Raw genomic sequence first — 20228 nt, 5'->3', positions numbered from 1 at the left:
CATAAAAAAAGAGCTCATACTTACAATAAGTGCGTGCTCTTTTTTCAATGTGCATACCAAATCAAATCAATGAGAAGCGGGAATCAGCTATTCATACTGATTCTGCAAGAAACGAAAAGTGGAGGATAGAGCTAAGATGAAAGAGTTAAAAGGCACGAAAACAGAAGCGAATTTAAAGGCAGCTTTTGCAGGAGAATCCGAAGCAAGAAACAAATATACATATTATGCTTCAAAAGCGAAAAAAGAAGGTTATGAGCAGATAGCAGAACTTTTTCTTGAAACTGCAAATAATGAAAAAGAGCATGCAAAACTGTGGTTTAAACTACTTCATGACGGTATGCCAGATACATTAACCAACCTTGCGGATGCCGCCGCCGGAGAGAATTACGAATGGACACAGATGTATGACGAATTTGCTAAAGTAGCAAAAGAGGAAGGCTTTGACCAGATTGCAAGACTATTTGCGGGCGTTGCCAAGATTGAAAAAGAACATGAGGAAAGATACAGAAAACTCCTAAAGAACTTAGAAGAGGGTCTCGTATTTTCCAAAGAGGGTGATACTGTTTGGCAATGCGCCAACTGCGGCCATATACATGTTGGAAAGAAAGCACCGGAGAAATGTCCCGTATGTGATCATCCACAGGCATATTTCCGTGTTCTCGCAACAAACTATTAATCACATAACAGATAGGTATAGGTGCCAATGGCACGGAAAGGCAGGATATTATGAAGAAAGAAGCAAGATTTTATAAATGTAAACATTGCGGAAACATCGTTACATTTTTTTATGAGTCAGGAGCACCTTTAACATGCTGCGGCGATAAGATGGATGAGTTGGTTGCCAACACTACAGAAGCGGCTACAGAGAAACACCTTCCGGTAGTAGAAAAGGACGGTAATACCGTAACTGTCTGTATTGGAAGTGTAGAGCATCCTATGACAGAGGAGCACTACATCCAGTGGGTATATCTTGAGACTACAAAAGGCATTCTTGCACGTTTCTTAGAGCCTGGTGAAAAACCTAAGGCTGTATTTAACCTGACGGATGAAGAGCCGGTAGCAGCATATGAATACTGTAATCTTCATGGACTCTGGAAAACTGTACTGTAAGAATATCTCCAAACAGATACCGGCCTTTTCGTAGTTTACGAAAAGGCCGGTATTTTATATAATAAACAGTAGTATAATGTAAACAGGATCTTACCGGCAGTAGAAAATGCAGGTATGGCGATTTCTAGAAATGAGGTAGCTATGGTAAATGAGCAGGATATGAACTACATAACCCATTCCCTGGGATTTTGGGAGGACCTGTCTGAAGGACAAAAAAACCGGTTATTAAACAGTACCGTTCCTGTCAAATATGAAAAGGGAGCAAAAATTCACAGCGGCAGCAATGACTGTATTGGAATCCTGTTGATTAAAAAGGGAGAACTAAGGGTCTATATCCTGTCGGAGGAGGGAAAAGAAGTTACCTTGTTCCGTTTGAGAGAGGATAATATCTGTATTTTATCTGCCTCCTGTATACTGGAGAACATTACGTTTGACGTGCATATAGATGCGGAAAGTGACAGCGAAGTACTGCTTGTGGACGCTGCTGCCTATCAGCAGATATGTGTACAGAATATTTATGCTGATAATTTCACTAACAGACTGATAATTGAAGCTTTCTCAGAGGTTATGTGGGCCATGGAGCAAATCCTGTTTATGAGCTTTGACAAAAGACTGGCAATCTTTCTTCTGGATGAAGCATCAAGAAGCGGCTCAGATAACATCGAACTGACCCATGAACAGATTGCAAAATATATAGGAAGTGCGAGGGAAGTAGTATCCCGTATGATGAAATACTTTGCAGGGGAAGGAATAGTGGAACTCTATCGCGGAGGAGTTAAGGTCGTTGATAAGAAGAAGTTAAGAGAGCTGATACTGTAGGTTTATGATTGCCTTTCGTAAAATATTGAAAATATCAATTACGTTGCAGAAAATGAATAGAGGGAACAGCAGGGACAAAAAAGTAAAACAGAAATATAATACCATTTTACTTTTTCCTTGCTGATACCTATGAAATAAAAATTATTAAAGCTATCATTCTATCTTATTAGTAAAATAATCTATGTTCCACTCTGTGTTCCATCCATTAAGACAAGGCTTCCGTAAATACTGTTTCTATGGAATCTTTCGTTACAGCGCCTTCATGAATCTTAGCGGAATCCACGTAAAAGGTCGGAACGAAGTAATAATCATATTGTTTTGCAATATCAGGATGAAGTTCTTCATCTATATACTGTATCTGCACATCCTTGTAAGCCGGATTGCCTTGCAGCAGCTCTTCTATGAATTCGTGAGCTCTGCGGCAGTGGGGACACCAGCTGGTCTCGAACATAATTATGTTTTTCATGGAAGTTCCCTTCTTTCGTTGATTTGTTCAATTATTTCAGGTATAATTAGTTGTATACAATTTAATAATATATATACAAACACTATAGCACCTTTTAGATTGCGTGTAAATATGCAGATACAGTCTGTTCGTGGGACTGTCTTACCAATAAAGAGGTTTTTAGTTGACTATCAGAGAGTTTACGGCTAAAATGTTTCTAGGAATATTGAAGGAGGACGAAAAATGAAAACAACGGAGATAGCTGCAGGAACCTATCAATTGTCGGTTGATGTGGAAAATATCTTATTTGAAGGCTTATGGGAGATACCCAAAGGAGTTACTTTAAATTCATATATAATAAAAGGTGAAAAAACAGCTATTGTAGACGGTGTATGCGGTTGGGATGGAGTGCCTGAGAATTTATTCTCCCTATTAAAAGAGCTGGAGATAGACCCTGCTTCCATAAAATATCTCGTAGTAAACCATGTAGAACCTGATCATTCCGGCTGGATTGAAGCCTTTAAGAAGATAAACAATGATTTTCAGATTCTTTGCTCCAAAAAAGGAAAAGAACTGCTGACTGCATTTTATGGTCTTACAGACAATGTCACCGTAGTAGGTGATAATGATACCTTTGATCTTGGTGAGGGACATGTTCTACAGTTTGCAGAAATACCCAATGTACACTGGCCGGATACAATTGGTACCTTTGATCAGTTAACTGGTGTATTATTTTCCTGTGATGCTTTCGGTTCCTTTGGCAAATATGAAGGAAGAATCTTTGCCGAAGAATTCAGTGAAGCAGAATTAAAAGAATATGAGAAGGAGACCATAAGATACTATTCCAATATTGTATCCTTTTTCTCTCCTCAGGTAAAAACTGCCATAAAGAAAGTCAGCAATCTGCCTCTTAAACTGATTGCTCCGGGACATGGACTCTGCTGGAAGAATACAAAAGCAGTTATGGATGCTTATGATGCCTATGCAGATTACCAGAAGGGACCGGCAAGAGAAGAGATAACCTTCATCTGGGGTTCTATGTACGGTATGACAGAAGCGGCTGTCAAGGAGGCCATAAAGGTTCTGGAAGGGGAAGACATTACCGTTCATGTTCACAGAGTGCCGGAAGATTCATGGGGTACAGTATTAACCTCTGCCTGGACTTCTACCGGTATTGTACTTGCAATGCCAACCTATGAATTTAAGATGTTCCCTCCTATGGGTGCGGTCCTTGAAGAGCTTGGAAAGAAGAAGACTTTAAACCGGAAGGTATTCCGTTTTGGTTCCTATGGCTGGTCAGGCGGTGCGGAGAGAGAACTTGCAGAAATCAATACCAGGCTGAATATGGGCTGGGAGTTCTTGGAGCCTGTTGAGTTTAAGGGAATTCCTGCCGAGGAAGACTTTAAAAAGATAGAGATACAGCTGAAGGAACTTGTGAGACAGGTGAAGGAAGCTGTAAAAGGTTGATCGATAAAAAATAAGGTGCCTTAGAGTGCCCCTTAGTATTACAGTATTTGAACGAAGTATGGCGTAGCGTAAAAGGCTACGCCATTTCTTCATTTACCAAGGGGCAGTTCTGGCAGAACACCCAGCAAATCATAGCTGATGTTGTTTTTTTGCGTATAAGCTCGAAATCCTTTTGCACATCATCGAAAAGGCTTGGACTTCATTAATTCACACTACATTCACATAATGAACATACAAATCCTGTATCCTTTTATTGTCAGATCTATCAAAATATAAATATCAATAGAAAGGAAATGGGGTATTATTTGAATGAGAAAGAGACGATTAGCACTTGTACTGTTCCTGGTAATAGCTGTGGCAGTTACCGGTTGCACAAAAGGAAAAAAGGAACAGTCTTTGGATAATTCCAAAACCGAAACAGACAGTAACTCGACGGAAGGAAACAGTTCAGGCAGTGAATACGCCTCCAAATTATTTGGTAAAGATGTCATAACCATTAAGATTACTGCGGATACGGATGACTGGTCCGGTCTTATGGAGAATGCAGAAGCAAAAGAGTATATAGAAGCAGACGTAACCATTGATGGTGTTACCTATAAGGATGTTGGTATCAAGACAAAAGGAAATACCTCCCTTTCCCAGGTGGCCGCAACAGACAGTGACCGTTACAGTCTTAAGATTAACTTTGACAAGTATGTGGATAATCAGAACTGTTACGGACTTGATAAGCTGGTACTTAATAATATCTTCGGAGATTCTACATATTTAAAAGAATATATGTCATATGAGCTGTTCCAGTACATGGAGGTGCCAAGTTCCCTGCATACTTTTGCTGATATTTATGTAAATGATGAACATTATGGTTTTTATCTGGCACTGGAGGATGTGGACAATAGTTTTCTTACACGTAATTACGGTGAGGATAATTCAGGTGCAGCCTATAAACCGGAAAGTTTTGAAATGGCAGGAAATGCAGGAATGGGGAACTTCGGTAATTTTGATTCGGCAAATCTGCCCACTGAAAATAATAACAATAATAATACAGACGGTAAGAACTCAGAGGGTAGTACGGGGGAAAATGACAATACAGCCGCAGCTCCCGATAGGGGCAATCAGTCAGATGGAAGTAACCCTGTAGGGAACCAGGGACGGGCTAATACCGGCGGACCCAATATGGACATTACAAAACTCTTTGCACTAGCAGATAAAGAGGGAAAAGCAGTTGAATGGAATCAGGTGCTAACAGATGGCTTTAACAGCCAAAGTGTTTTGGAATTGCTATTAAAAGACGGAACATCCGTTGCATTTGATTTTAGAGAATTGATGTCAATGGAACTTTCTAATGTTACTGGATTGAAAGATGACAGCGGCAATCTCCTTGACATAAGCGGCTATACCTTAAGTATGAATCAGAACATGCAGCCGGCAGGCAGCGGGCAGAACGGTGCACCAGGCTTTGGTGAAGCAGGCGGAAAAGGAGGCCAAAACGGAGGCAGTCTTGGTGTGGACCTGGTGTATAATGGAGATGATGTATCCAATTATACCAATATAACTGACAATGCTCTAACAAAGGCTGATGAATCGGATTACACCAGATTAATTGCATCCTTAAAGGGTATCAGTGAAGGCAAGGAGCTGGAAAACTATATTAATGTCGATGAAGTACTTCGTTATGCAGCAGTCAATGTATTCCTGGTTAATTTAGACAGCTATTTCTCTAATATGGGCCATAACTATGTTCTATATGAAGAGAACGGAATACTGAGCATGCTGCCCTGGGATTACAATTTATCCTTTGGTACCTTTAATATGAGCGACTCCTCCGAGGCAGTAAACTATGCAATTGATACGGTATTTAATAATGTTACCGCAGAAGAAAGACCGATTATTGGACTTTTACTGCAGAATGAGGAATATAAGGAACTGTATCACAAATATCTGGCAGAACTTGCAGAATATGTAACCTCGGGCAAATTCGATGAAAAGGTGGATCAGCTCACTGCTTCCATTGACAGCTATGTAAAGAATGATACTACATCTTTTGATGGTTATGATGCATTCAAAGAAGGGGTAACCGCGTTAAAGACCTTTGCAGAGCTGCGAGCAGAAAGCGTATCCGGTCAATTAAACGGCAGCATTCCCTCTACACAGGATGCACAGTCTGGAAGTGATGCAATTGTAAATTCGGATAGTCTTGATTTGAGTAAGCTGGGAGGAATGGAAAATGGAAGAGGACAGAATGGTTTTCCAGGAGGTATGGGCGGTAATAATCGGCCCTCCAATGAAGGAAATCAATCAGAACCTTCCGGGGACAGCAGTGGGGGTTCCAGTGGTTCTTAAATGAACTTCAAATGCCCAAGATTATTAAATTTAGAAATGCATTTACGAGATACTATTGTAAAATTACTTTACGTTATACTTGTAAATTACATCCATGATAAATTAAGACATTAGTAAAAGAAAAATCCTAACCTTAAATCAGCGAGTTATCAGCTGTATAAGATTGGGATTTTTATTATGTATAACACTTTAACTGTCTGCATTAATTTTTGATTCAGGTTCTTCTAAGATCTTTTGCGGAGTATTCCTGTCAACTGTCAAAAACACTTTTTACAACAGCCTAAACCCAGAGATACTGGTGTTCTTTTGATATTGGATTTGCTTCCATAAATATTAAGCATTTTCGTTAACCAAACATAACAGTCTCTTTATAAGAAATAAGCCAAGTAGTTTATGTGTCACTTATATTATGATATGAAAAAATCTATTCCTCCAAGTGATTATTAAGAAGAGTATTAAAAAGATTCGATGAAAGATGGAATTATTTCTGCTAATAATTCCAAATCCAAGAATATAAAAACGATTTTATATAGAATACCTGCAATAAAAAGAACACATATTCTGATAAAAATATAATTTAATAAAATTACTTTTGATGAAATAACGAATGTTATAAAAATATGAAAATAAATAATAATAATATATACAAAAGAAACAGTAATAATTAATAAGAATAGAAATAAAAATGTTTTTATATTGCCATCCTGAAAAATCCGTACTATAATCAATTTAGAATCAAAACAAGTATATTAAATATCTCAAAGGGATTGTCCAGTAAAGTCATGCGTTTTAAAGATGAAGGTTTATAATGCTGTCTAAGCAATATGTTATAAGGAAAGATGCAGTTCATAATGCAGTCTTAAGTGATGCGTTATAAGGAAAGATGCAATTCATAATGCAGTCTTAAGTAATGCGTTATAAGGAAAGATGCAGTTCATAATGCTGTCTTAAGTGATACGTTATAAGGAAAGATGCAGGTTCATAATGCTGCCTAAGAATGCAAAGAAATGCAGATTATTACGAAAAAACATCCCGGGAAAGGAAAGGATTTATATATGAAGAATTATTATCTCGACGGAAAGGCTTATGTACTGGAAGATTATCACAGACTGCCGCCTTTCTCAAGTTTTCTCCCCGGTCTTGCCGGTATTAAAGGAATTCCAATGTGGGTTTATTATACCAACAGGGGTCAAGGTGTGAACAGCTTTGGAGTACACCATAAAAACAATGCGATTATGGAATTTAACCCAGCCAATACAGCCTATGAAAATACAGCAATAAAGGGCTTCCGTACCTTTATCCGCAATAACGGTTCAGTTTATGAACCTTTCTTTTCCAGCGTAACAGAAGCCAAAAGAAAGTTCCTTATCAGACAGAACAGTTTCGAAATAGAAGAAACAGATACAGACACAGGACTTAAGGTAAAGGTTACATATTATGTTCTGCCATTGGAGGATATCGGAGCCCTGGTCAGAAAAGTGGAAATCACCAATCTTTCAGAAGAAGAAAAAGAGCTTGAGATACTGGATGGATTGCCTAAGCTTATACCCTTTGGCATGGGAAACAGTGCTTATAAGGAAATGTCCAATCTGTTAAAGAGCTGGTCGGATATCAAAAATATCGAGAATAATGTGCCCTTCTACGCAATGAGATCCTCCAGTGATGATTCAGCTGAGGTGGTAGAGGTGGAAGGTGGTTATTATTACCTTACAATAGCAGAAGGTGAAGTAACTCCTGTTATTTATGATGCAGAAGTGGTCTTTGGATATGATACCACTTTCATGACGCCGGTTCCATTCCTGAAAGAAGGCCTTGGCATCAAAGAGAAAAGCCAATGTTTTGCCAATAAAATACCTTGTGGTTTTACACCCCTAAAGACGAGACTCTCCTCCGGTGACAGTTATAGCTTCCACACCATGGTGGGTTTTGCCCAGACAGCGGAACAGATCAATCAGAAACTTGAACTCTTAAAACAAGAGAATTACTTCTCAGAGAAGGAAAGTCTTGCCGCTTTGTGCTGTGAGGAATTAACAAAGGATGTTAAGACCGTGACAGGAGTCCCTCTCTTTGACAGCTATGTTGAGCATTGCTATTTGGACAATTTCTTAAGAGGCGGTTATCCCTTTGTTTTTGGCGAAGAGGATAAAAAGTCAGTCATTCATCTCTTTAGCAGAAAACATGGAGATCCTGAGCGAGACTATAATTTCTTTTCCATAAACGGAGAGTATTATTCTCAGGGAAATGGAAATTTCAGAGATGTTAACCAGAATAGAAGAAATGATCTGCTCTTTAACCATCGGGTAGGAGACTTTAATATAAAGACCTTCTACCAGCTGATACAGATAGACGGTTACAATCCGCTGGAGGTAAGACCTTCAACCTTCAAAGTGTCAAAAGATAACAGTATGGCGGCAGAAGTATTCCTAAAGGCAGCAGCACCTGATAATTGGAAAGTTCTGTTTGACATAGCAAGTAAGCCCTTTACACCTGGTAAGATTGCCGGTACCTTAAGCCGTTATTCTATACAACTTACACTATCAGAGGATGATTTCCTGGTAAAGCTGCTGGCTCTGTGTGAGCAGAATATAGAAGCAGGATTCGGCGAAGGATATTGGAGCGATCATTGGGACTATAACCTGGATCTAATTGAGAACTATCTTAAGATCTATCCGGATAAGAAGAAAGAGCTTTTGTATGGAGATAAATCCTACCGATATTATGACAGCCCTGCAAGAGTACTGCCAAGGAGTGAAAAATACGTAATATCAAAGGGAAAATTGAGGCAATACGGATCACTTTTACATGATCATGAGAAGGAAAATCAAGAAAGCTTTCATAAGAACGGTACCAACTGGCTGAAGAATAAGAAAGGGGAGTACGTCCAGTCCTCTCTTATGGCTAAACTGGTGAATCTGTCGCTGATAAAATTCACCATGCTGGATCCGGAAGGACTGGGAGTGGAGATGGAAGGTGGAAAACCCGGCTGGAATGATGCTATGAACGGGCTTCCCGGCTTATTTGGCAGCGGCATGGCAGAGACCCTAGAATTAAAAAGAACGCTGGAATTTGTTGTTAAGACTTTACCCCTTGATAAAGCAATTTTTTTGCCAGCAGAAGTATACAGCCTTTTAATAAAGACCAGGAATCTGCTGAAAGAGCTTACAGATGGGAATATAACACAGTTTGAATATTGGGATCTTGTTACCACGGAGAGGGAGAAATTCCGGGATAGCGTCAGATATGGTCTGGACGGAGAAGAAGTTCTGGCAAGCAGTGAAGAGCTTTTGGAAATTATCACTGCATTTCTAGGCAAAGTCAGAGAAGGTGTTGAGAAGGCAAGAGAAATTGGAGAAGGAATCATACCGACTTATTTTACTTATCATGCAGCTGCATTTTTGCCTATTACCGATGAAGCAGGAAAAGAGATTATTACGCCTTACGGATTACCAGCGGGTAAGGTACAGCGTTTTGAACGTGTAATGCTTCCTTTCTTTTTAGAAGGACCAGCAAGATACTTCTCACAGGCGGAGTCGGTAGAAGAAGCTCTGGCCCTTCATCAGAAAGTAAAGGAAAGCGAGCTTTATGATACCAAACTTAAAATGTATAAGACCAGTGTGCCTTTAGAGGATATCTCCATGGAAAACGGGAGAATCAGAGCATTCACTCCCGGATGGCTGGAAAGAGAGAGTATCTTCCTGCATATGGAGTACAAATATCTGTACGGAATGCAGACAGCAGGACTTTGGGAGAGCTTCTACGAGGAAATGGTCAATACACTGATCCCTTTTCTGCCTCCTGAGATGTATGGAAGAAGTATTCTTGAAAATTCCTCCTTCCTCGCCTCCTCCGCCAATCCCAATGAAGAAATCCATGGCAGAGGTTATGTGGCAAGGCTTAGCGGTTCCACGACAGAGCTTATCTCCATGTGGTCTTTGATGTTTATGGGGAATACGGTGTTCACCTCTGACGAAGAAGGACTGAAGCTTCACCTGGAGCCAAAACTCCCTTCCTGGTTTTTTAACGAGGAGAAGGAGGCATCCTTTACATTCCTTTCAAACTGTACCATTGTTTATAAGAACCCCACTGGTAAGAACACCTATGGAGAAGACCGGGCTGTAATTTCTCATATGGTTACAGAAGAGGGCAGGAGAATGGAAGGGAATATTTTAAGCGGAGAGTTGGCACATGCAGTAAGAGAAGGAAGCATTAAAAAGTTAACAGTATATTTCTGCTGATTTCAGATAACATAAAACCAAAAGAGAATCGAAATCAGATAACATAAAACCAAAAGAGAATCGAAATCAGATAACATAACACTGAAAGAGAATCGAAATCAGATAACATAATACTGAAAAAGAATTGAAATTAAATAACATAAAATCGAAATAGCATTGAAATAGATAACATAACGCTAAAATAGAACCAAAACCAGATAACATATCACAGAAATAGAAACAAAATCAGATAACAGAAACCGAAATAGAACGGATATCAAGTAAAATCAATCCAAAATGAAGATAAAACATAAATAAAATGCACTATATGGGAGGCGTTTATGGATTTAATTATTACCACATACAAAGAACAGGTAAGAGATACCCAGGTTCAAAGAATTGATCTTGCCGAAGACAAAGGTGCGGCAATGAATGTTGTTAACCTGTATCCGAATATGGAATACCAGACTTTCCATGGCTTTGGCGGTGCCATCACAGAAGCAGCGGGTTATTCCTTCTCAAAACTTACGGAAAAAGGCAAAGAAGAAATACTGAAAAAGTATTTCAGCAATGAAGGTTTAAGGTATCATTTTATAAGAACCCATATAGACAGCTGTGATTTCTCTATCAGTAATTATACAGCAATGGAGGATTCCGGGGATAGAGAGATGACCTCCTTCTCCTTAAAGAGGGACGAAGAATATATTCTGCCTTTTTTACGTAAGGCAAGAAGCACAAAAGGAGAAGATTTCGACCTGATGCTAACCCCCTGGTCCCCGCCTGCATTTATGAAGACCAACGAAGACAGAAACAACGGCGGTAAACTGAAGGAGGAGTACCGTGAATTCTGGGCAGACTATATCTGCCGTTATATTAAGGAGTATGAAGCATTGGGGTTTCCGGTAAACCGTATAACGGTGCAGAATGAGCCGGATGCGGTACAGACCTGGGATTCCTGCACCTTCAACCCCACCGAGGAAAAGGAGTTCTTAAGAGACTATTTATACAAAGCACTGGAAAGAAACGGGTTAACGCGGGTTAAGGTCAATATATGGGACCATAACAAGGAAAGAATGTTTGAAAGAGCCAGAGCTATCATCGATGACGAGACAGATAAGATGATAGATGGGGTAGCCTTCCATTGGTATACCGGAGATCATTTTGAAGCTATTCAATTAACTGGTGAAGTATATCCCGGAAAAGAGCTGCTCTTTACAGAAGGTTGTGTGGAATACAGCAGATTTGATGCAGGTCAGTTGAGAAATGCCCAGATGTATGCACACGATATTATTGGGAATCTGAATGCCGGCATGACAGGTTTTATTGACTGGAATATCCTGCTGGATGAAAAGGGAGGCCCCAATCATGTGAATAATCTCTGTGATGCTCCCATTATGGTAAATACAGAAGACGGAAGCTATGAAGAGAAGCTGTCTTTCCACTATATCAGACATTTCAGCCATTACATTGACAGAGATGCTAAACGTATAGCGCTAACAAAATATACGGATAAACTGGAAATGACTGCCCTAAAGAATCCGGACGGGACGGTTGTGCTTATCGTACTTAACAAGCAGGGGGAGGATATGCCTCTTTCTCTGAGGATACAAGGCTTGAATACGGAATTCATTGTACCTGCCGCATCCATTGTTACCGCTGTGATTTAATGGATTTAAGAGGAGTCGGCTCCATATAAATGCAAGTGCTTTTCCTACAGATTTCCCAGAGAAAAGCACTTGCTTTTTTGTACAGCTTTAAGTTATAATATGCTGGAGAATATTACAACGTTTGTCGCCTAAAGAAGAATAGGAGCAGCCTATGTCAGAAATTCAAGGAATCAGGAATCTTTCATATACATCCGGAACATCTGCCACAAGCGAGAAGAGGGCTTCTTCCGCTGAAAGTTTTTCCTCCTACCTGGGAGAAACGGTGAGTCTGGACGCTATATTCAATGAAGCAGCAGAAAAATACAACGTACCGGTTAACCTGTTAAAGGCAATCGGTAAGCAGGAATCGAATTTTAAAGCAGATGCGGTATCCAGAAGCGGTGCACAGGGAATTATGCAGTTAATGCCAAAAACCGCAGCTTATCTGGGAGTTACCGATTCCTTCGACGCCAGACAGAACATTATGGGCGGAACGAAGTATATAGCAGAAATGCTTGATAAATATGACGGAAATGTTTCACTTGCATTGGCAGCATATAATGCCGGCAGCGGAAATGTAGCCAAGTACGGAGGAATACCTCCCTTTGAAGAAACACAGAATTATGTTAAGAAAGTTATGGGATATATGCAGCAGGATGTAGAAGCTGGCGGTAGTGTAACCGTCAAGTCAAATACAACTGCATATGGTAATTTACCCAATATAGCACTGATAAAGAATAATTTAATAGGAATAAATACAGAGGATGTGTCAACCAGTACCGACACATTAGAGGAGCTTTTTTCCTATGATGACTTTTTAAAGTTTTTAGAGATATTTATGGAAGATGATAAAAACAAAAAGGAAGACGAGAAAGAAAGCTATTTTTCCAAAGCCATCAGTTATAATGCTCCGATTCTGAATTTATTCAATAGTTAGACAATAGTGCCTATTCCTTTTGTTTGCGCTGCAGAAAAGGAAGTAGGCATTTATTACATAATCATAAATGTGAAAGGGTGAATTTATGAAACAAATCGGTGAACTTATTCAAGAGATGATAGAGTACTATGCAGGAGATACCAAAAGGATTAGCCATTTTCTAAAAGTATATGCATATGCAAAGACAATTGCAGAATTAGAGGGGTTGGACAAAGAGGCAAGAGAAATCCTGGAAGTAACGGCGGTAGTACATGATATTGGAATCAAAGTCAGTGAGCGTAAATACAACAGCAGTGCAGGTAATTATCAGCAGATCGAAGGACCGCTGGTAGCTGACCCTATGCTCGTGAAGCTGGGATATGACAGGGCTTTTATTAAGAGAGTCTGCTATCTGATAGCGCATCATCATACATATCATAATATAACCGAGAAAGACTATCAGATACTGGTGGAAGCCGATTTTTTAGTTAATCTGGAAGAAGATAAGGCTTCTGAGGAGACAATTCGCAATGTATACCGTAATATCTTCAGAACGGAAACAGGCAAAGCAATCCTACAGAATGTTTTTAAAATAAAAACGACGGTATAAAGCATACAAATAAAAGGTTATATATTTATAGGGCTTACCATACTCTCAACTCTCAAGTATTTTAATACACTAACAGGAAAAACATAAAAGTTCAACTTACCTAAGAGGTAGCTAAAAACTGTAATTTGTTTTCAGACACAGCAGGTTCTTTATAGAATAGGAAATAGGAGGGACATCATGGAATTTCAATTTTATATGCCTACCAGGGTTATCACAGGTGAAGACTGCATCCGAAAGAACAAAGATGCTTTCAGAGCATTGGGAAAAAAAGCGCTGATTGTTACTGGTGCCAGATCTGCGAAAGTAAACGGTTCTGAGAAGGACGTTACAGAAGCTTTGAAGCTTGCAGATATTGAGTATGAAATATTTGACAGGGTAATGAGTAATCCGACTATTGCATGTGTTTACGAAGGAGCCGCAGCAGCACGAGATGCGGGAGCTGATTTTGTAATTGCCATCGGTGGTGGTTCACCAATGGATGCCGGTAAAGCAATAGCATTATTGGCAGCCCAGGACATATCCGAAGATGACCTTTTTAAGGGACAGTATGAGAATAAAATTCTTCCTATGGCTTTTGTACCAACCACAGCAGGCACTGGTTCAGAAGTTACCCCCTATTCCATACTTACCAACGATAAAGCTCAGACGAAGACCAGTATAGCAACGCCTCTCTTATTTCCCTCCCTTGCCTTTTTAGATGGCAGATATACCAAAGACCTTGGTATAACGACCACAATTAATACTGCAATAGATGCACTTTCTCATGGCATTGAGGGAATGATTTCTGTGAAAGCAAATCCGGTATCCGATGTACTTGCGAAGGAAAGCATCCGCCAGATCGGAGAGTGCTTTAATGCCTTAAAGAAAGGAAGCCTGACAGCAGCTCACAGAGAACAGCTTTTGTATGCCTCCATGCTTGCAGGAGTGGTAATTGCCCACACTGGAACAACTGCGGTTCATTCAATGGGATATTCCCTTACCTATTTTATGGATATAGACCATGGAAGAGCCAACGGTCTCTTACTGGCGGAATTTATGAAATTTACAGCAGCCGGAAGACCGGATGTAATCGAGAGTATCATAACTGCAATGGGATATAAAAAACTGGAAGAACTCGAAAAAGATCTGGAGGAACTCTTAGGAGCCAAAGAGGGTGTAACAGCAGAGGAAATAGCAAGATATTCCTCCATAGCCATAAAGGCAAAAAATATCGGCAATTGCCCCGTTGTACCGGAAGAAAAGGACCTTGTAAAGATATACACAGAATCCTTTAAACTATCTGTATAGGCCACACATTATGATTAATCTTCGGCCTCATCATGGCATGTGCATCGGACAATTTATGGGGAAGGGCTACAGTGAGGAATTCGTAGCCAATATGTATAAAGTAATTGAGGAACTTGATAAGAATCCCGATGAAGGCATAAGGCTTGTGTGCTCGGTAGATGTTATCTGCAGCAGCTGTCCTCATAAGGAAGAGGAAAATTGCAGATCAGGGCAAAAGGTGGCAGAGTATGATTCTACGGCACTGAAACTATGTAATCTTTCTGCTGGCGATATTGTGACCTGGCGGGAATTTAAGAAACTGGTTAAGGTACATATCCTGGAACAAGGGAAGCTTAACCAGGTCTGTCATAATTGCAGCTGGCTGTCTCTTTGTCAGGAATGTCAGGGCTTTCGCTATATACAGGACTGATTTTCTTATTGAGTAAGAATACGAAAATAAATGAAATAATAATAAAATTATAAAACCAACAATCAAACAATAAGTTAAACAGTAATGAAACAATATAATAGCTTGATATAAAACACAAAATGAAACTACAAACTACAAACTGTATAAAAATGAATAGAATGAATAATCAAATGATTCATATATCAAAACCTTGTTTCTATATGATGTTTCTATACGATTTCAGGTGAATTGGACAAAGCAGAAAGAACGAATGCGCCTATGGAAAGGTATTAGAAGTCCTTTTCTCTGCGTATTTTGTGCTATAATGTAAAACAGATTGTCTGAGCGAAGCGAGTTATCTGTTTTACATTATGGCAAGCACAAAATACGCAGAGAATTAGGACTTCTTATACCTTGGAATTGAAGCATGAGTCTTTCTGCTTTGTCCAATTCACCGTCCCCTTGCAAAAAACCCCTTTTGCCACCAACTCAATAAATTAATCTTATAAAAAAATCACATAAGGTGTATCCTATGGTAAAATGTATAATATTTCCCATCGGCTACACCTTTTTTTGTATCTATATCCGTGAAAATAACTAAAATACACTGGTTTTCAGCTGTGTCATTATTGATTAGTGACAAAAGGTATTTTTAAAAAGTTGATAAATCATCTATCCATACTTTATAATAAAACTATCTTAAGAAGAGATTGGCCAATCAGTTCTTAATATGTCATATGTGCTATTCATTATGATTGAAAGAGAGAGGGTATGATATGAAAGAGAAAATTCAAAGAGTCGGAAGATATCTAAGCGGCATGGTTATGCCAAATATTGGGGCTTTTATAGCGTGGGGTATCATAACAGCTTTATTCATTCCAACTGGTTGGCTTCCCAATGAAAAAATGGCCGAACTTGTAGGTCCTATGTCCACCTACCTGCTGACCCTGCTGATTGCTTATACCGGCGGTAAGACGGTTGCCGGTACAAGAGGCGGAGTTATGGGTGCCATTGCAACCATGGGTGTTATTGTAGGAGCAGATGTACCAATGTTTCTTGGAGCCATGTTAATGGGTCCCTTAGCGGGATACATAATCAAAAAATTTGACAAATTAATAGAAGGCAGGATACCGGCCGGTTTTGAGATGTTAATCAATAATTTCTCAGTAGGTATTTTCGGAGCAATTCTTGCAATGATAGGTTACCTGGGAATCAGTCCGGTGGTAAGCTCCTTAAACAGTGTAATGGAGGCCGGTGTAGGATTTTTTGTAGATCACGGAATTCTTCCATTGGTAAGTATATTTATTGAGCCTGCCAAAGTACTGTTCTTAAATAATGCAGTAAACCATGGAATACTGACACCTATGGGGCTGCAGCAGACAGCAGAGACCGGAAAGTCACTCTTCTTTTTATTAGAAGCAAATCCTGGTCCCGGACTTGGTATTCTGCTGGCTTACTGTCTGGTTGGCAAAGGAAACGCTAAAAGTTCCGCACCCGGAGCTATCATTATCCATTTCTTAGGCGGAATACACGAAATCTATTTTCCTTTCATTCTAATGAATCCTATCTTGCTTTTATCAGCAATCGCAGGTGGTGCAAGCGGTATATTGACACTTAATATTTTTGGAGCCGGACTAACCGGTCCTGCTTCACCCGGAAGTATTATTGCAGTTCTTGGTATGGCTGCCAAAGACAGTTATCTGGGAGTAATCCTGTCAGTAATTATAGCCTGCGCAGTATCCTGTGTGACAGCAGTACCGCTATTAAAAATCTTTGGTAAGACAGAAGACTTAGAGGCTGCAAAAGAAATGGTAAGTGAGATGAAGAATGCCTCCAAAGGTCTGGTAGATGTAAAAGTGGCAAAAGATGTTTCAAGTATCGTATTTGCCTGCGATGCAGGAATGGGTTCCAGTGCCATGGGTGCAACCATCCTGCGTAAGAAACTTGCCGCCGCAGGACTTGGTTCTATTAACGTAGTACACGCTTCCGTATCCTCCATTCCTGATAATGCCCAGGTAGTAGTAACACATGAAGAATTAAGAGAACGTGCGGCCAGCAGTTGTCCCGGAGCCAGACTGGTCTTAATAAAGAACTTCTTATCGGCACCGGAATATGACATGCTGGTAAATGAACTAAAGGTCTGATTATATGATCTTTGCGGAAAAGAGGATTGCAGGCACTGCAGGTGTTCTGTCAACCCTCTCTTCCGCGTCTTCTAAATTAGTGAAAGAAAGGAGGGAGAGGCATGATGTTATCTCCGCGTCTCATTCAGCTATTTACGATTCTATTAAGAGAAGAAGGCATCGTATCTGTCAAAAAACTGGCGGAGGATGTAAAGGTAAGCAAGCGTACCGTACAAAGAGAGCTTGATAATACGGAAGGCTTTTTGCGGAAATATGGCTTAAGCCTAAGTACCAAGGCCGGCACAGGTATCTGGATGGAGGGCGAGAGAAGCAGTAAGAACAGACTGCTTGAGGAACTGGAATCAAAGGAAGTTATTGATTATATTGACAAGGAAAAAAGAAGAAACAGCCTTATATTAGAAGTCTTAAGGGACAGAGAACCCAAGAAACTATATTACTATAGAAATATATTCGGTGTAAGTGAAGCAACCATAAGTAATGATATGGAAGCTATCGAAAACTGGTTTGAAAGATTTGATCTGACATTAATCAGAAAACAGGGGTATGGCGTTGCTCTGTCAGGCTCTGAGAAGAACTACCGCCTGGCCATGAAGCGTTTTATTGATGAGAATCCCGATACGGAGGAATTAAGGTTAGCCATAGGGGAGAAGAAGTGGAACGTATTAGGGGAGTATTATGAAAAAGAAAACAAAGGAATGTTTCCATTAATAGATTATAAGATACTTAAGAGGGTTGTCCTATGCCTTGGAAGTATCAGAGACAGTAAATTAAATCGACTGACCAACAGCTCCTATTATTCATTGGTGGTTCATATAACCATAGCCATTATGAGAATAAAGGAGAACGAACTTATCGAAACAGACACCAGAACCATGGATGAATTCCTCTATCATGAAGACTATCAGCTGGCCTGCCTTATTGGAGAATCCCTGGAGAAAGAGTTTAACTTCTTGATACCGGCTGCAGAAACGGCTTATATACTGCTTCATATCAGCGGAGCCAAGATCCAGTCAGCAGATTATGAAGAAGAAAAAGATACAGCTTTCAGGGAAGAATTGCTGGGATTGATAAATGAAATAACGGATATCTATGACAATACGATTTCCTATGAACTTAAGCAGGATGAGGAATTTATCAGAGGACTGCTGGCACACTTAAAGCCTACTATTATTCGTCTTAAGAATCATCTGAATATTACCAATCCTCTGCTGTCGCAGATACAGGAGGCATATCCGGAGATTTACACCAAATGCCTGAAGGTAGGAGAATTTATTCAGAAGAAATATGGATTTAAGGTGCCTGCTGCTGAAATTGGCTATCTGGCTATGCATTTTGGTGCAGCTGGTGTAAGACTTGATGATAGAAGAGAAAGTTTCAGAAAAGTCGATGTAGGAATAATCTGTGCCAGTGGGATTGGTATATCCCGGCTGATGCACTCCAAGCTTAAGAATTTCCTGAAGGAGAGAATACAAATTTATACCTACGGAAAAGAAGATTTAACCCCCGGTGTTCTAAAGAATCTGGATTTTATCGTTACAAATATCGATCTTGCGGAAGTGCCGGCAGATGTGATTAAGGTAAGTGCTTTGTTAAATGATACGGAGCTTGGAGAAATTGAAGAAAAGGTAAGAGCATACTCCAAGACTACGAAGAAAAATGAAGGCAGTAGTGAGTTCTCCAGGCAGTTGGAGCACATCAATATCTGTATTAACCAGATTAAAGGTATTATGAAAGACTTTTGCTTTATGAAGGTGGATGAACATATTAATTTTGGTGAACTTCTGGTAGCGGTATCAGAAAAATTATCAGCCTTTCAGGTCAACCGGCTGCAGATACAGGAAGATATTAAAAGAAGAGAGAAAATCTCCTCACAGATTATACCGGAGTACGGTTTTGCCCTGCTGCATTCCAGAACAGGCGGTGTCGTTAAACCGAATTTCTCACTCTGCGTAACGAAAGACAGAACAGCCTTTCTGGACCCCTATTTTAAAGGTATTAAGGCAGTGATAATCATGCTTATACCAGAGGATGATCAGGTGGGGATAAACAGTGACATTATGGGCTGCTTAAGCGGTCAGCTGATTGAAAACAGTGAATTTCTAAAGGTAATGTTTGAAGGAGAGAAAGAAACGGTGAAAGAGAAGGTAGAGAAGGTATTAAGGCAGTATTTCAAACAGTATCTGGAAACCGTTTAATGTAGTAAAAGAAGACAAAAAAATGTCTTCAGGATATGGTGACAAAGTCAATTTTGCTTTGATTGAACCCCCACCTGACAGCAGGTATAATTAAAGTATGAAAACAGGACATAGAAAAACAGGACATAACAAGAAAGGATTGATTATGGTGGAATTATTACGAAAAGAAAATATTGAGATCAACTGTAAAGCAGCTTCCAAGGAGCAGGTAATCCGTCATATCGGTAAAAAGCTTTGTGACAGTGGTTACGTAGAAGAGAATTATATAGAGGCCATGCTGTTAAGAGAAAAATCCTTTTCCACGAACATTGGTAATGGAATTGCTCTTCCTCACGGCATAGAAGCGGCTAAGAGTGATATCAAAGCCTCTGGTATTGCCGTAATGGTATTTCCGGATGGCACTGACTGGGGCGGAGAACCCGTTAAGATTGTAATTGGAATAGCCGGTGTCGGCGAGGAGCATCTTGAAATTCTCTCCAATATAGCAGAAAAGCTGTCAGATATGGAAAATGTAATCAAGGTCATTAACAGTAAGGAAGATGCAATCTTTCAGATACTTACCGCCAGAGAATAATAAGTTCTGTGAGTAGAAAAGGTGCAGCTGTCATTATACAGCGATAGCTGTCATCATGTCGGAGTAGAGAAAG

Annotated in this window: 15 protein-coding genes; 14 read left to right on the top strand and 1 reads right to left on the bottom strand. The window is 39.8% G+C overall.

Going from position 1 to position 20228, the window contains the following annotated elements:
- Positions 1–136: 136 nt before the first annotated feature.
- The 3 genes from rbr (at position 137) to R2R35_RS07740 (ending at position 1929) form a co-directional block, all read left to right on the top strand.
- A complete protein-coding gene (gene rbr, locus R2R35_RS07750) occupies positions 137–676 on the top strand; it encodes a rubrerythrin (RefSeq protein ID WP_317733932.1) in 540 nt (179 codons plus the stop codon).
- A gap of 50 nt (positions 677–726) precedes the next feature.
- Complete coding sequence (locus R2R35_RS07745; RefSeq protein WP_033164921.1) at positions 727–1110, top strand: desulfoferrodoxin family protein; 384 nt, start codon at positions 727–729, stop codon at positions 1108–1110.
- A gap of 141 nt (positions 1111–1251) precedes the next feature.
- Positions 1252–1929 (top strand): Crp/Fnr family transcriptional regulator, encoded by a 678-nt coding sequence (locus R2R35_RS07740; protein ID WP_317733931.1) that lies wholly within the window; start codon positions 1252–1254, stop codon positions 1927–1929.
- 205 nt (positions 1930–2134) lie between these two features.
- Here R2R35_RS07740 and R2R35_RS07735 read toward each other — a convergent pair whose 3' ends face one another.
- The gene (locus R2R35_RS07735; RefSeq protein WP_317733930.1) at positions 2135–2395 is read right to left on the bottom strand and encodes a thioredoxin family protein; all 261 of its coding nucleotides are present in this window, start codon (positions 2393–2395) and stop codon (positions 2135–2137) included.
- A 222-nt stretch (positions 2396–2617) separates the two neighbouring features.
- Between R2R35_RS07735 and R2R35_RS07730 the strand changes: the two genes are divergently transcribed.
- The 11 genes from R2R35_RS07730 (at position 2618) to R2R35_RS07680 (ending at position 20155) form a co-directional block, all read left to right on the top strand.
- Positions 2618–3841 carry an FprA family A-type flavoprotein gene (locus R2R35_RS07730; protein ID WP_317733929.1) on the top strand — a complete coding sequence of 408 codons (1224 nt, stop codon included), beginning with the start codon at positions 2618–2620 and terminating at the stop codon, positions 3839–3841.
- A 309-nt stretch (positions 3842–4150) separates the two neighbouring features.
- The gene (locus R2R35_RS07725) at positions 4151–6181 is read left to right on the top strand and encodes a CotH kinase family protein (protein ID WP_317733928.1); all 2031 of its coding nucleotides are present in this window, start codon (positions 4151–4153) and stop codon (positions 6179–6181) included.
- A gap of 1055 nt (positions 6182–7236) precedes the next feature.
- Positions 7237–10416: a cellobiose phosphorylase gene (locus R2R35_RS07720; RefSeq protein WP_317733927.1), complete on the top strand. Its 3180-nt coding sequence runs from the start codon at positions 7237–7239 to the stop codon at positions 10414–10416.
- Positions 10417–10736: 320 nt separating this feature from the next.
- Positions 10737–12062 (top strand): glycoside hydrolase family 30 protein, encoded by a 1326-nt coding sequence (locus R2R35_RS07715; RefSeq protein WP_317733926.1) that lies wholly within the window; start codon positions 10737–10739, stop codon positions 12060–12062.
- A gap of 151 nt (positions 12063–12213) precedes the next feature.
- On the top strand, positions 12214–12978 hold the full coding sequence (locus R2R35_RS07710) for a lytic transglycosylase domain-containing protein (protein WP_317733925.1): 765 nt from the start codon (positions 12214–12216) through the stop codon (positions 12976–12978).
- An 85-nt stretch (positions 12979–13063) separates the two neighbouring features.
- Entirely contained in the window at positions 13064–13567 is a 504-nt protein-coding gene (locus R2R35_RS07705) for an HD domain-containing protein (RefSeq protein WP_317733924.1), read from the top strand.
- Positions 13568–13744: 177 nt separating this feature from the next.
- The gene (locus R2R35_RS07700; RefSeq protein ID WP_317733923.1) at positions 13745–14854 is read left to right on the top strand and encodes an iron-containing alcohol dehydrogenase family protein; all 1110 of its coding nucleotides are present in this window, start codon (positions 13745–13747) and stop codon (positions 14852–14854) included.
- A gap of 10 nt (positions 14855–14864) precedes the next feature.
- The gene (locus R2R35_RS07695; RefSeq protein WP_317733922.1) at positions 14865–15263 is read left to right on the top strand and encodes a DUF1284 domain-containing protein; all 399 of its coding nucleotides are present in this window, start codon (positions 14865–14867) and stop codon (positions 15261–15263) included.
- Between the two features lie 755 nt (positions 15264–16018).
- Entirely contained in the window at positions 16019–17386 is a 1368-nt protein-coding gene (locus R2R35_RS07690; RefSeq protein WP_317733921.1) for a PTS mannitol transporter subunit IICB, read from the top strand.
- A 101-nt stretch (positions 17387–17487) separates the two neighbouring features.
- Positions 17488–19581 (top strand): BglG family transcription antiterminator, encoded by a 2094-nt coding sequence (locus tag R2R35_RS07685; RefSeq protein WP_317733920.1) that lies wholly within the window; start codon positions 17488–17490, stop codon positions 19579–19581.
- 97 nt (positions 19582–19678) lie between these two features.
- Positions 19679–20155: a PTS sugar transporter subunit IIA gene (locus R2R35_RS07680; RefSeq protein ID WP_317733919.1), complete on the top strand. Its 477-nt coding sequence runs from the start codon at positions 19679–19681 to the stop codon at positions 20153–20155.
- Positions 20156–20228 lie beyond the last annotated feature (73 nt).

The organism is Anaerocolumna sp. AGMB13020, from assembly GCF_033100115.1.
In the GTDB taxonomy this organism is placed as follows: domain Bacteria; phylum Bacillota; class Clostridia; order Lachnospirales; family Lachnospiraceae; genus Anaerocolumna.
The sequence above is the reverse complement of the archived record's forward strand: the minus strand, read 5'-3'. Positions and strand labels throughout refer to the sequence as shown.

Excerpts from the sequence above, each read along its gene's own strand:
- R2R35_RS07720 (WP_317733927.1), top strand. The coding sequence starts at position 7,237 with ATGAAGAATTATTATCTCGACGGAAAGGCTTATGTACTGGAAGATTAT.
- R2R35_RS07705 (WP_317733924.1), top strand. The coding sequence starts at position 13,064 with ATGAAACAAATCGGTGAACTTATTCAAGAGATGATAGAGTACTATGCA.
- R2R35_RS07715 (WP_317733926.1), top strand. The coding sequence starts at position 10,737 with ATGGATTTAATTATTACCACATACAAAGAACAGGTAAGAGATACCCAG.
- R2R35_RS07700 (WP_317733923.1), top strand. The coding sequence starts at position 13,745 with ATGGAATTTCAATTTTATATGCCTACCAGGGTTATCACAGGTGAAGAC.
- R2R35_RS07730 (WP_317733929.1), top strand. The coding sequence starts at position 2,618 with ATGAAAACAACGGAGATAGCTGCAGGAACCTATCAATTGTCGGTTGAT.
- R2R35_RS07710 (WP_317733925.1), top strand. The coding sequence starts at position 12,214 with ATGTCAGAAATTCAAGGAATCAGGAATCTTTCATATACATCCGGAACA.
- R2R35_RS07685 (WP_317733920.1), top strand. The coding sequence starts at position 17,488 with ATGATGTTATCTCCGCGTCTCATTCAGCTATTTACGATTCTATTAAGA.
- R2R35_RS07725 (WP_317733928.1), top strand. The coding sequence starts at position 4,151 with ATGAGAAAGAGACGATTAGCACTTGTACTGTTCCTGGTAATAGCTGTG.
- R2R35_RS07735 (WP_317733930.1), bottom strand. The coding sequence starts at position 2,395 with ATGAAAAACATAATTATGTTCGAGACCAGCTGGTGTCCCCACTGCCGC.
- R2R35_RS07690 (WP_317733921.1), top strand. The coding sequence starts at position 16,019 with ATGAAAGAGAAAATTCAAAGAGTCGGAAGATATCTAAGCGGCATGGTT.
- R2R35_RS07680 (WP_317733919.1), top strand. The coding sequence starts at position 19,679 with ATGAAAACAGGACATAGAAAAACAGGACATAACAAGAAAGGATTGATT.
- R2R35_RS07740 (WP_317733931.1), top strand. The coding sequence starts at position 1,252 with ATGGTAAATGAGCAGGATATGAACTACATAACCCATTCCCTGGGATTT.
- R2R35_RS07745 (WP_033164921.1), top strand. The coding sequence starts at position 727 with ATGAAGAAAGAAGCAAGATTTTATAAATGTAAACATTGCGGAAACATC.
- rbr (WP_317733932.1), top strand. The coding sequence starts at position 137 with ATGAAAGAGTTAAAAGGCACGAAAACAGAAGCGAATTTAAAGGCAGCT.
- R2R35_RS07695 (WP_317733922.1), top strand. The coding sequence starts at position 14,865 with ATGATTAATCTTCGGCCTCATCATGGCATGTGCATCGGACAATTTATG.